General features: G+C 69.5%; 13 protein-coding genes. 8 read left to right on the top strand and 5 right to left on the bottom strand.

The annotated features are described in order from the left end of the window. Positions 1–13: 13 nt before the first annotated feature. Complete coding sequence (locus tag E5P3_RS27210; protein ID WP_162588801.1) at positions 14–1,150, bottom strand: acyl-CoA dehydrogenase family protein; 1,137 nt, start codon at positions 1,148–1,150, stop codon at positions 14–16. Between the two features lie 14 nt (positions 1,151–1,164). After that, positions 1,165–2,325 (bottom strand): acyl-CoA dehydrogenase family protein, encoded by a 1,161-nt coding sequence (locus E5P3_RS27205; protein ID WP_162588800.1) that lies wholly within the window; start codon positions 2,323–2,325, stop codon positions 1,165–1,167. A gap of 69 nt (positions 2,326–2,394) precedes the next feature. On the opposite strand from E5P3_RS27205, the gene E5P3_RS27200 reads away from it, so the two are divergent. Further along, complete coding sequence (locus tag E5P3_RS27200; RefSeq protein ID WP_162588799.1) at positions 2,395–3,144, top strand: FadR/GntR family transcriptional regulator; 750 nt, start codon at positions 2,395–2,397, stop codon at positions 3,142–3,144. A gap of 184 nt (positions 3,145–3,328) precedes the next feature. Here the strand turns inward: E5P3_RS27200 and E5P3_RS27195 are convergent, their stop codons facing one another. Both E5P3_RS27195 and E5P3_RS27190 read right to left on the bottom strand, forming a co-directional pair. After that, on the bottom strand, positions 3,329–4,312 hold the full coding sequence (locus tag E5P3_RS27195; protein ID WP_162588798.1) for an NADPH:quinone oxidoreductase family protein: 984 nt from the start codon (positions 4,310–4,312) through the stop codon (positions 3,329–3,331). A 5-nt stretch (positions 4,313–4,317) separates the two neighbouring features. Then, positions 4,318–5,283: a Bug family tripartite tricarboxylate transporter substrate binding protein gene (locus E5P3_RS27190; protein WP_162588797.1), complete on the bottom strand. Its 966-nt coding sequence runs from the start codon at positions 5,281–5,283 to the stop codon at positions 4,318–4,320. Positions 5,284–5,378: 95 nt separating this feature from the next. Between E5P3_RS27190 and E5P3_RS27185 the strand changes: the two genes are divergently transcribed. The 3 genes from E5P3_RS27185 (at position 5,379) to E5P3_RS27175 (ending at position 7,641) form a co-directional block, all read left to right on the top strand. After that, positions 5,379–5,678, top strand: coding sequence for a hypothetical protein (locus E5P3_RS27185; protein WP_162588796.1), 300 nt, complete (start codon positions 5,379–5,381; stop codon positions 5,676–5,678). A 107-nt stretch (positions 5,679–5,785) separates the two neighbouring features. Continuing rightward, positions 5,786–7,081, top strand: a complete 1,296-nt coding sequence (locus E5P3_RS27180; RefSeq protein ID WP_162588795.1) for a CaiB/BaiF CoA transferase family protein — start codon at positions 5,786–5,788, stop codon at positions 7,079–7,081. After that, complete coding sequence (locus tag E5P3_RS27175) at positions 7,078–7,641, top strand: DUF2889 domain-containing protein (protein WP_162588794.1); 564 nt, start codon at positions 7,078–7,080, stop codon at positions 7,639–7,641. Before E5P3_RS27180 ends, E5P3_RS27175 begins: the two co-directional genes overlap by 4 nt. 189 nt (positions 7,642–7,830) lie before the next feature. On the opposite strand, the gene E5P3_RS27170 is transcribed toward E5P3_RS27175, so the two are convergent. Beyond that, a complete protein-coding gene (locus tag E5P3_RS27170) occupies positions 7,831–8,811 on the bottom strand; it encodes a Bug family tripartite tricarboxylate transporter substrate binding protein (RefSeq protein ID WP_162588793.1) in 981 nt (326 codons plus the stop codon). Between the two features lie 117 nt (positions 8,812–8,928). Here E5P3_RS27170 and E5P3_RS27165 point away from each other — a divergent pair, with 117 nt between their 5' ends. Genes E5P3_RS27165 through E5P3_RS27150 form a run of 4 tightly spaced genes read left to right on the top strand, consistent with a single transcriptional unit; the run spans position 8,929 to position 11,832 of the window. Beyond that, positions 8,929–9,636 (top strand): nitroreductase, encoded by a 708-nt coding sequence (locus E5P3_RS27165; protein ID WP_197893990.1) that lies wholly within the window; start codon positions 8,929–8,931, stop codon positions 9,634–9,636. After that, positions 9,633–10,814 (top strand): thiolase family protein, encoded by a 1,182-nt coding sequence (locus tag E5P3_RS27160; protein ID WP_162588792.1) that lies wholly within the window; start codon positions 9,633–9,635, stop codon positions 10,812–10,814. The genes E5P3_RS27165 and E5P3_RS27160 overlap by 4 nt, the downstream gene beginning before the upstream one ends. After that, on the top strand, positions 10,811–11,209 hold the full coding sequence (locus tag E5P3_RS27155) for a Zn-ribbon domain-containing OB-fold protein (RefSeq protein ID WP_162588791.1): 399 nt from the start codon (positions 10,811–10,813) through the stop codon (positions 11,207–11,209). Before E5P3_RS27160 ends, E5P3_RS27155 begins: the two co-directional genes overlap by 4 nt. Before the next feature lie 32 nt (positions 11,210–11,241). Continuing rightward, positions 11,242–11,832, top strand: a complete 591-nt coding sequence (locus tag E5P3_RS27150; protein WP_162588790.1) for a nuclear transport factor 2 family protein — start codon at positions 11,242–11,244, stop codon at positions 11,830–11,832. The last annotated feature ends 25 nt before the right edge of the window (positions 11,833–11,857 follow it).

The raw sequence follows: 11,857 nt of genomic DNA, 5'->3' as shown, positions 1-11,857 counted from the left end.
GGGCTCGCGTTCCTCAGTTCAGGGCGGCCGCAAGGCGCGCGGCGTGGGCATCGGCATCGCCGAACAGCTGGTCCAGCACGTGGATGCGGCGCAGGCAGTGACCCACGGCGTATTCCTCGGTCATCCCGATGCCGCCGTGCAGCTGGATCGCGCCATGCGCCACCTGGCGTGCATTGCGGGCCACCGACAGCTTGGCGCGGTGCAGGTCCAAGGTCGCGCCGTCGCCTTCGGGTTCGTCGGCCGCCACGGCCGCGGCCATGGCCATGCTGCGCGCCATCTCCAGGCAGACCAGCATCTCGGCCGCGCGGTGGCGCAGGGCCTGGTTCTCGCCGATGAGGCGGCCGAATTGCATGCGCGTGCGCAGGTAGTCCATCGCGAGTTCGTACGCCGCCTGGGCGGCGCCCGTCATGTCGGCGCAGACGGCGGCGATGCCGGCGGCCACGGTGCCTTCGATGGCGCGACGCGCATGCGCCGCGTCGAGCGGATCGGACAGCGGCTCGGCCTCGGCTTCGCGCAGTGCGAGCTCGCCCGCGCTGGTGTCGTCGACCAGCCGGAACTCCCGCAGCGCCACGCCGGCACCCTTCGGGTCCACCAGGAAGAGGGCGCAGCCGTCCGGATCGGCCGGCGCGCCGCTGACGCGCGCGCTCACGACGATGTGCTGCGCGAGGCCGCCTGCCAGCACGTTCGACTTGATGCCGTCGAGCACCCAGCGGCCGTTCCTGCGCTCGGCGCGCGTCTCCACCCACAACGGCGCGTGCCGGCCGGCGGGCTCGTCGTGGGCCCAGGCCAGCACGAGTTCGCCGCTGGCCATGCGAGGGAGCAGGCGCGACTGCGTGGCCTCGTCCGCGCCCAGGCGCAGGGCGGTGCCCGCGAGCACCGTGCTTGCGAGAAAGGGTTCCATCGACAGCGACCGGCCCAGGGCCTGCATCACCGGCAGCAGGTCGCGCGCGCCGCCGCCGAAGCCGCCGTGCGCCTCGGGCAGCGGCAGTGCGGTCACGCCCAGCTCGGCGAGTGCGCCCCAGGTCTTGTCGTCGTGCGCCGCGCCGGAGGCCACCAGCGCGCGGCGCTGCTCGAAGGCGCAGCGGTCAGCCAGCATGCGCTGCAGGCTTTCCGCCAGTGCGGCCTGATCCTCGTTCAGTTCGAAATTCATGTGCGTGCTCCTGTTCAGCCGACGATGGCCTTGGCCAGGATGTCCTTCTGTATCTCGGTCGTGCCGCCGTAGATGGAGGCGGCGCGCGAGTAGAAATAGCGCGCCGCGAGCGGGCCGTGCGCCACCTCCTCCGCGGGACGGCGCTCCAGCCCGCCGGGGCCGGCGATGCGCGCCAGGAGCGCGTTGATCTCCTGCTGCAGCTCGGTGCCCTTGAGCTTGAGCACCGAGGCGAAGGCGGGCAGGCGCTGCTGCTCGCTCTGCGTGAGCAGGAAGCGCCAGTTGGTGATCTCCAGCGCCCGGATCTCGGCGTCGAGCCGGGCGATCTCGCCGCGCAGCCCCGCGTCGTCCAGCAAGGGCCTGCCGGCCTGCGCGTGGCGTGCGGCGAGCTCGCGCGCGTAGTCGAGCCGCTCGCGGCACAGGCCGACATTGGCGATGCCGGTGCGCTCGTTGACCAGCAGGTACTTGGCGCAGTCCCAGCCCTTGTTCTCCTGGCCCACCAGGTTGGCCGCGGGCACGCGCACCTCGTCGAAGAACACCTCGTTCAGATGGTGCTCGCCATCGATGGAGCGGATCGGACGGATGGTGATGCCGGGCGTGCGCAGGTCGATCAGCAGGAACGAGATGCCCTCCTGCTTGCGCGCCTCGCTGTCGGTGCGCACGAGCGCGAACACCCAGTCGGCCAGGTGCGCCGTGGTGGTCCAGATCTTCTGGCCGTTGACGACATAGTGGTCCCCGTCCCGGCGTGCGCTGGTGCGCAGGGAAGCAAGGTCGGAGCCGGAGCCGGGCTCCGAGAAGCCCTGGCAGAACCACACATCGAGATTGGCGAGGCGCGGCAGGAAATGGTCGCACTGCGCGGGCGTGCCGAACTTCATCAGCACCGGCCCGAGCATGCCGACGTTGAACACCTGCGGCAGCGGCGCTGGCGCGCGGTAGATCTCGTCGAGCAGGATCAGCCGCTCCATCTGCCCGAGGTCGGCGCCGCCATAGCGCCGGGGCCAGTGCGGCGCGGCCCAGCCGCGCTCGTTGAGGATGCGCTGCCAGGTCACGGTGTCCTGCTTGCGCGGTGGATGGCCGGCGCGCAGCCGTTCGCGGATCTCCGCGGGCAGGCGCGACCGGATGAAGGTGCGCACCTCGTCTCTGAAGGCGCGCTGTTCGGGGCTCAGGTCCAGGTCCATGGTGAACTATCTTATGGTTCAACCAATGAATATGCAATACTCTGGAACCCCAAAAAGGACACCTGCTCCATGTCGAACGAATCGCTCTATCAGCCCGTGCGCACGCGCCGCGGCTTCGAGGCCGTGTGCGACCGCATCCGCGACCAGCTCATGAGCGGGGAGCTGAAGCCGGGCGACCGGCTCCCCGGCGAGCGCGAGTTGGCCGAGCGCTTCGGCATCGGCCGCGCGGCTGCGCGCGATGCGCTGCGCAGTCTCGAGGTCTCGGGCGTGGTGGAGGCGCGCAAGGGCATCAACGGCGGCTTCTACATCCGCAGCGGCGGCAGCGGCGGACTCGCGCAGACGATGCAGGACATGGTGTCGCTCGCGCAGGCCTCGCTGGAGAACGTCATGGAGGCGCGCACCGAGATCATCTGCGTGGCGATCCGCCTCGCCTGCCCGCGGGCTACGGACGAGGAGTTCGATGCGATCCAGCGCGACATCGACCTGCACACCGACCTGTTCCGCCTGGGCCGGGCGTCGCGCAACACGCAGTCGGTGATCGAGTTCTACCGCCTGATCGCGCTGGCCACGCACAACCCGCTGGTGCTGATGATGGTGGACGCGCTGTCGGAGGTGTACCGCGCCATGCTCGCGAGCGTGGACCCGAGGCCGAACAAGAACATCATGGTCGTGCGCCAGCGGGTGCTGGACCTGATGCGCCAGCGCGATGCGCAGGCGGCCTCCGACGCGATGGCCCAGCACCTGCGGTACGTGATGGAGTACCTGGTGAGTGAGCGCGACAAGAAGCTGAGGCGCCCGGGCTCGCCGCGCTCTGCTTGATGGGCCTGGCAGTCAAGAAGCACGGGATTTGTACGCGAGCGCGGAGGACAAGTCGGGGTTGGCCTGAATACCGACCCACGCACACAGCGGTTGGTGTCTTCGGATACCCGCACACCCGCAGGCGCCTTTGCAGCGCGCAAGACCTGCAACGCGCAAGACCCCCAGTTGAAGATGAGCTACTGCATCACCCCGCGACCAGCACCACCTTCCCCGTGGTGCCCCGCGAGGTGATGCTGCGCAGGGCCTCCACGGCGCGCGGCAGCGGCCAGCGCGCCGAGACGAGCGGTCGGACGCGCCGCTGCTCGTAGAAGGCCAGCACCTGCTGCAGGTTGGCGCGCGCCTCGGGCCAGCAGCCGTCGCGCCACACGTCGTAGCGCACACCCAGGATGTCGAAGCCCTTCACCAGCGGATAGTTGACCTGGATCTGCGGGATGCGCCCCGAGGTGAAGCCGATCACCAGGTAGCGGCCGTCGAAGGCCATGCAGCGCACGGCCTCGTCGAAGGCATCGCCGCCCACTGGGTCGTAGGCCACGTCCACGCCACGTCCGCCGGTGAGCGCCTTGACCTCCTCGCGCCAGCCGGGCTGCGTGTAGTCGATGGCGTGCTCGGCGCCGTGCTCCAGGCACAGCGCGCGCTTCTCCGGCGTGCTGGCCGCGGCGATCACGCGCGCGCCCATGGCCTGGCCCAGCTGGACCGTGGCGAGGCCCACGCCGCCCGCTGCGCCCAGCACCAGCAGCCATTCGCCGGGCGCGAGGCGGCCGCGCTGCTTCAAGGCATAGAGGGTCGTGCCGTAGACCACCGGCGTGGCCGCGGCCTCCTCGAAGCTCATGCGGGAGGGCAGGGCGAACACACGCTCGGCGTCCAGCACGATCTGCTCGGCGAAGCCGCCGCCGCGCGCGTCCGACACGCCCATCACGCGATCGCCGGGCCGCACGGAGCTCACTTGCGCGCCGGCCGCCTCGACCACCCCGCCGGTCTCGCTGCCCGGCACCCAGGGCAGGGGCGGCTTGATCTGGTGGAGCCCCTCGATCTTCAGCGAGTCGGGGAAGTTCACGCCGGCGGCGCGCACGCGCACGCGCACCTCGTGCGGCAGAAGCGGGCGGTCAGGCACTTCGGCGTAGTCAAGCTGGTCCACGGGCCCGAAGCTGCGGCAGACGATGGCCTTCATGGCCCTCAATCCATCGTGATGTTGTTGGCCTTGACCACCTGGCCCCACAGCTGGTGGTCGGTCCGGACGATGTCGCCCAGCTCCTTCGTGCCGGTCTTCGGCACCACGTAGACGGCGCGGAACTTCTCCTGGATGTCGGGTTGCGCCATCACCTTGGCGATTGCGTCGGCGAGCTTCGCGACCACCTGCGGCGGCGTGCCGGTGCGCGCCAGCAGGCCGAACCAGGTCTGCGTGTCGTAGCCGGGCACCACTTCGGCGATGCTCGGCACCTCGGGCAACAGCGGGCTGCGCTTGGCGGTGGACACGCCCAGGATCCGCATCTTCCCGTCCTTCACGAAGCCCGAGGTGGCCGACGACGGCGTCGAGAGCATGTACTTGGTCTGGCCCGCGAGCAGCGCCTGTGCCGACGGCCCCGCGCCGGGGTAGGGCACCATCACCATCTTGTGGATGCCGGCGGCCTCGTGGAAGGCCTCCATCGCCAGCTGGCCGACGCCGCCCAGCGCGGAGGCACCCCATTCGAGAGAACCGGGGTTGGCCCGGGCCTGGTGCACGAATTCACCGAGCGTGGCCGGCGTGGAAGGATGGGTCATCAACACCATGGGCGAGGTGCCCAGCAGCGACACCGGCACGAAGTCCTTGAGCGCGTCGTAGCTCGGCTTCTTCTGCACCAGCGGCACCGTGACGAAGCCGCTGCCATGCAGGAGGAAGGTGTAGCCGTCGGCCGGTTGCTGCGCGACATACTGCGACGCGATGGCGCCGCCGGCGCCGGCCTTGTATTCCATCACCACCGGCTGGCCCAGGATCTTCTGCAGCGGCTCCTGGATGTAGCGGCCGAGCACGTCGTTGGTGCCTCCCGCGGCGGCGGGCACGATGAACTTGATGGGGCGCTGGGGCCAGTCGTTCTGGGCCAGCACGGGGCCGGCGGCGGCCAGGGCGAGAAGGGCGCCCGCGATGAGGGTACGGCGATGCATGTCTGTGAATCTCCTTGGCCCTCGATGATCTTTGGATTTGGACTAAATGTCTATAGGTCTTACCAAAAGACCAGCGTCGGCGTATGATGGGCTTCATGAGCACCACACCTGCGACCCGCACCGTGGCCGAGCGGCAATTCGACGTCGAGGACGCGCGTGGCCGCACCTATCGCGTGACCCGGTATGTCTGGGAAGAAGAGCGCGAGGGCGGCTGGATCGAACTGTTCGACATGCTGTTGACCGTGACCGGCGGCATCCTGGACGAACTGCCCGACGGCAGCTATTGCGTGGACGGCACCGGCACCCACGTGCGGAAGGTGCCTGGCAGCGTGCGCACGCGCGAATCGCGGCAGATGGGCACCATCGTGCCGGCCGGCGCGACCGGCGCGCATTGACGGCAGCCGCACGCCAAGGGCCCGAGATCCCCGGGCAAATGCATTGACGGGCCTCGAAGGCCATCAATATAATGGTCTTACCAATGATACTAAACGGGCCTACTGCCATGTTCGATCGCCTCGAAAACGACTTCCCGGTGCACAAGCCGCGCCCCGCCGACGCGCCCGTGGCGCTGGAGGGCATCCGCGTCATCGACTTCAGCCACTTTCTCGCCGGCCCCATCGCCACCATGATCCTCGGGGACATGGGTGCCGACGTGATCAAGGTCGAGACGCCCGGCCGCGGCGACGAATTCCGCCACTACCCGCCGGTGCCGCCCGAGGCGCCGGCGCAGGGCGCGCCCTACGCCTGGGGCAACCGCAACAAGCGCAGCGTCGCGCTGAACCTGAAGAGCCCCGAAGGCGTGGCCGTGGTGAAGGAGCTGATCGCGCAGGCCGACGTGGTGTGCGAGAACTTCTCCACCGGCGTGATGGAGCGCTTCGGCCTCGACTACGCGAGCGTGAAGAAGCTCAACCCCCGGATCGTCTATTGCTCGGTGTCGGCCTACGGGCGCGAGGGCGCCTTCAAGGATCGACTGGGCTTCGATCCGATCGCGCAGGCGGAAAGCGGCTTCATCTCGCTGAACGGCTATCCCGACCGACAGGGCGTGCGCACGCTGTCGCCGGTGGTCGACATCAGCACCGCGATGATGGCCTGCAACGCCATCCTCGGTGCGCTGCTCGCGCGTGCCCGCACCGGCCAGGGCCAGCAGATCGAGGTGGCGCTGTTCGACAACGCGGTGCTGATGACGGGCTACGCAGCCATGCAGCATCTCTACACCGGCGCGCACCCGCAGCGCCATGGCAACACCAGCCCCGACACCTGCCCTTCGGGCGTGTTCATGAGCCAGGACAAGCCCTTCTACATCAACTGCGGCAACGACAAGATCTTCCATCGCCTGGCCGCGCAGGTGCTGGAGCGGCCGGACCTGGCGAACGACCCGGTCTATGCCGATCGCAATGGCCGCATGGGCAAGCGCGAGGAAATCTTCAAGCTGCTGGAGGAGCTGTTCGTGCAGCACCCCTGGTCGTACTGGCAGCCGCGCATGCGCGCCGCGCAGATCCCCTGCGGCGAGGTGCGCAGCGTCGGCGACGCGCTGCGCTCGCCCGAGGCGAAGGAGCGCAAGCTGGTGACGCGCATCGCGCATCCGACGCTGGGCTGGATTCCGAACGTGCGGCTGCCGATCCTCTATTCGGCGACGCCGCTCGCCGACCCCGAGCCGGCGCCCGGCGTAGGGCAGCACACCCACGAGGTGCTGGCCGAAGTGCTGGGCTACGACGACGCGCGCATTGCCGCGCTGCAGGCGAGCGGCGCACTGGAGCAGGCGGCGGTGCATCAACCGGCGGAGGCAGCGGCGGAATGAAGGCGCTCGCGCCCGCGGCGCCGCGCGCGCTGCTGCACACGCGGCAGGTGCAGTGCACCGGCTGGGAGCGCGAGGACGGGCTGTTCGACATCGAGGGGCGCCTGTCGGATGTGCGCACGCACGACCAGGACGGCTCGCGCGGCAATGCGCCGCGCAAGGCGGGCGAGCCGGTTCACTTGATGTCGCTGCGCATCACGCTGGACGAGCGCTTCGTCATCGTCGCCGCGCAGGCCTGCTCGCACCAGGTGCCCTATGCGGATTGCAGCCACATCAACGCAGCCTATGCGCAGCTGGTCGGCATGCAGGTCAAAGGCGGCTTCGTCAAGGCGGTGAAGACCATGTTCGCCGGCGAGCAGGGCTGCACCCACCTGACCGAGCTGCTGGGCCCGATGGCCACCACCGCCTTCCAGGCGATCAACCCCGCGATGGAACGTCGTCGCGTGCGGCGCGGCGAGGCCATGGACGACCCGAGATCTGCCGACCGCCTGGTGGGCAGCTGCCATGGCCTGCGCCGCGGCGGCCAGCCCGCGATCATCCGCTGGGGCGACCGCGGCGCCTGAGCGCATCGACTTCAGGGCCTTCGAGCACCCACACCGCCCGCAGGATCAGGCCGGCAGGGCGCGTTGCGCAGCGAAGTAAAGGAGGAGGCGGCCGCAGGCCGCCGGGGGACATGAGCGGAGCAACGTGCCCTGCCGGCCTGATCCCGCCCCCGACGTCACGCGCTCTTGACGACTGGTGTCCGCGCCGGCTCACTCGGGCTGGATGCCCTTGGCCTTCAGCAGTGCCTCGAAGCGCGCCCCTTCCTTGTCGACCAGCGCGCGGAACTGCCGGGGCGTGCTGTACTTCGGCTCGTTGCCCGAGCGTTGAAGCGCCTCGATCACCGCGGGGTCCGACAGCGCCGTCTTCATCGATGCGTTGAGCCTGGACACGATGGCATCGGGCGTGCCGGGCGCAGCCACGAGGCCGAAAAACACCTCCGTGGTCATTCCTGGAAAGCCCTGCTCCGCCATGGTCGGCACGTCCGGCAGCTCCTTCTCGCGTTGAGGCCCGGTCACCGCCAGCGCCTTGAGCTTCCCCGAGCGCACCAGCGGGATGTTGGACGACAGCGCATCGAACAGGAAGTGAATGCTGCCGCCCATGATGGCGCTCGCCGATTCCGCGCCGCCCTTGTAGGGCACGTGCAGCGCATCGAAGCCGCCTTCGCTCTTGAGCAGCTCGCCCAGCAGGTGCAGGCTGCCGTTGACCCCGTTGGAGCCGAAGCTGAGCTTCCCGGGATGGGCCCTGCCATAGGCCACCAACTCCTTCACATTGTTCACGCCGAGCGTGGGCGAGGCCACAAGGATGAAGCCGGACGTGGTGGCCTGGCTCACCGGGATCAGCGTCTTCACGTCATAGCCGGGGTTCTTGTAGAGGTGGGGCGAGATCGCCATCACGCTGTTGCCCACCCATACCAGCGTGTGGCCGTCGGCAGGCGCGCGCACCGTCTGCGCGACCGAGAGCGTGCCGGAGGCGCCGGGCTTGTTCTCGATCACCACCGGCTGGCCGAGCAGCTTGCCCAGCTTGTCGCCGACCAGGCGGGCGGTGAGGTCCGTGGTCCCGCCGGCCCCGGCGCCCACCAGGATCTTGATCGGCCGCGACGGGAACGGCTCCTGCGCAAGCCCGGTGCGGGCGGCAGCGATCGCGGCGCCGGCAACGAGCAGTGCGCGGCGCTGGATTCGGCACTCGGACATACTTTGTTCTCCTTCATCGAACGGTGGAAAAATTTGCAGGCACCCAGGCAGCCGCCCGGCGTGAAGGCCGTTTGACTCCGTTTGGACTTGGCATTATATTGGTCCAACCATTTAAATATGCAATCTATCAACACACCGCCGATGAACCCGACGCCGGCCCAGGTCCTCGACATGCTGCTTGCGCAGCGGCACAGCTGCCGCGCCTTCCTGCCGAAGGCGGTCGAACGCGCCACCATCGAGTCCGTGCTGCGCACCGCGCAGCGTGCGGCCTCGTGGTGCAACTCGCAGGCCTGGCAGGTCAGCGTCACTTCCGGCGAGGCCACCGAGCGCCTGCGCGCCAGGCTGGTCGAGGCGCAGCAGTCCGGCGTGCGCGGCGGCAGCGACTTCCCGTTTCCCGAGGAATACCGCGGCGTGTACCTGGAGCGCCGGCGCGAGTGCGGCTTCCAGCTCTACAGCGCCGTAGGCGTGCCGCGCGGCGACAAGGAGGGCTATGCGCGGCAGACGCTGGAGAACTTCCGCCTGTTCGGCGCGCCGCACGTAGCCATCCTCACCAGCGACCCGGGCCTGGGCCCCTACGGCGCGGTCGATGTCGGTGGCTATGTGCAGGTGCTGCTGCTCGCGATGCAGGCGCACGGCCTGGCTTCGATCGCGCAGGCGGCGCTGGCCAACCACAGCGCCCTGGTGAAGCGCGAGCTCGAGATCCCTGAGGAGCGCATGATGGTCTGCGGCGTTTCCTTCGGCTACGAAGACACCGAACACCCCGCCAACAGCTACCGGACCTCGCGCGCGCCGCTCACGCAGGCGGTGCGCTTCCTCGACGCATGAAAATCCTCGCCGACCGCGGCATCGCCATCGTGGGCTATGCCGAAACCAAGCTGGTCCGCAGAAGCGGCCGCAGCGCGCTCTCGCTGGCCGGGGAGGCCGTGGAGAAGCTGCTGGAGAGCACCGGCCTCGAGCGCAGCCGCATCGACGGCTTCGCCACCACGCTTGCGATGAGCGAAGGCGGCAACCCTTTCTGGAGCAACCTGCTGGCCGAAGGCCTGGGCCTGTCGGTGAGCTGGTGCCAGGCCACCGACATCGGTGGCGCCTCCTCCGGCGGCAACATCGCCCGCGCGGCGGCGGCGATCCATGCCGGCCTGTGCGACATCGTGGTCTGCCTGGCGGCCGACGCGGTCTCCACCATCGATCGATCGGTGCAATCCGGGCACCGCACGGAGTACTGCGACCCTGCGGGCTACGCCGGGCCGCTCACGTCCTTTGCGCTGCTGTCGGACCTGTACGACCAGCGCTACGGACTGCCGCACGATGCCCTGGCCCGCCTGGCGGTGACGCAGCGCCGGGGAGCGCTGCTCAACGACAACGCCTGCGAGGTGCTGCGCAAGCCGCTCACCGAGCAGGAGTACCTCGATTCGAAGGTCGTCTCCACGCCGCTGCGCATGCTCGACTGCGTGATGCGCTGCGACGGCGCGAGCGCGGTGCTGGTGATGTCGACCGCGCGCGCGAAGGAACTGGGCTTGCGCAAGCTGGTGCATCCCGTCGCCTACCGCGAGCGCATCAACTTCGACCCGGCCGAGGCAAGCGGCGACATGCTGAAGACCGGCTTCACCGACGTGGGCCCCAAGGCCTTCGGCGACGTCGGCTGGAAGCCGTCGGAGGTGAAGATGCTGCACTGGTACGACGATTTCCTCATCGCACTGATCCTGCAGCTGGAGCAGACCGGCTTCTGCGGGCCGGGCGAGGGCGGCGCCTTCGTGATGGCGCACGACATGGGCCATGCGGGCGATCTGCCGCTCAACACCGGCGGCGGGCAGATCTCGGCAGGCCAGCCGGGCCTGGCCGGCGGTGGCGTCAACCTCGTCGAGTGCCTGCGCCAGATGTTCGGCGAAGCGGGTGCGCGCCAGGTGCGCGATGCGAGCAACGCGATGCTCACGGGCATCGGCGTGATCCAGTACGCCCGCACCTGGGGCACGAGCAGCGTCATGCTGCTGGAGCGAAGCGAATGAGCCCGGGTCCTGTGCCGCCCGATGTCGGCGCCCCCTTCCGCGAAGGCCTGCGCGCGCGCCGCCTCATGCTGCAGTACGACAAGGCAAGCGGCCGCGCGCAGTTCTATCCGCGGCCGCTGGGCGTGTACGGCGCGGCCGGCATCGAATGGCGCGAGGCCAGCGGGCGCGGCGCCATCTTCGCGCTGACCGAGAGCCACGTCGCGCCGCCGCGGCTGCAGCACGCCGTGCCCTATGCGCTGGCGCTGGTCGTGCTGGCGGAAGGCCCGCGCATGCTGGCGCGCGTCGACGCGCCCTTCGCGCAGCTTCGCATCGGCCAGGCCGTGGAGGTGGACTGGGACCATCCCGATACCGCCGGCGCCTTTCCCGTCTTCAAGCCGAGCGTTCCTGCCGGCTGAACGCATCGACAGAAAGAAGAAGGAGACCACGCATGGACGCGAGCATCCAGGACGACTATTCACCCGGGCGCATTGCCGATCGCCTGCAGATCCAGGACTGCATGTACAGGTGGTGCCGCGCGGTGGACCGGCTGGACTTCAGCGGGATTCGCGACGTCTTCCACCCGGATGCGGTGGACCTGCATGGCGCCTTCAACGGGCCGGTGGACGGGCTGGTCGCGTGGATCCGGGAGCGCCATGCCGGCATCCCGTTCTCCATGCACGCGGTCAGCAACATCCTGATCGAGTTCGCGGGGCCCGACCTGGCGCTGGTGGAAACCTATGTTCGCACCACGCAGCGCTACCCGGCAGAGGCACGCGCCGCGCTCGACCAGCTGGCCGGCGGCAAGGCCGGCGCGGCGGGCGGCGGCATGGACCTCATGACCTGCTCGCGCTATGTCGACCGCTTCGAGCGCCGGGCCGACCACCGATGGAAGATCGCGAAGAGGACCCTGGTGGCCGACTGGAAGCAATTCGTGCCGGTGCCCGCCGACATACCGCAGCCGCCCGCTTCGCAGGAGACGGGCCGGCGCAGCCAGGACGACCTGGTGTTCCGCGAGCGCCGGGCGTTGGGGCTCGCCTGAGCCGGGCCCGCGCCGCACCGCACGC

This window comes from Variovorax sp. RA8 (assembly GCF_901827175.1).
Classification (GTDB): domain Bacteria; phylum Pseudomonadota; class Gammaproteobacteria; order Burkholderiales; family Burkholderiaceae_C; genus Variovorax.
The sequence above is the reverse complement of the archived record's forward strand: the minus strand, read 5'-3'. Positions and strand labels throughout refer to the sequence as shown.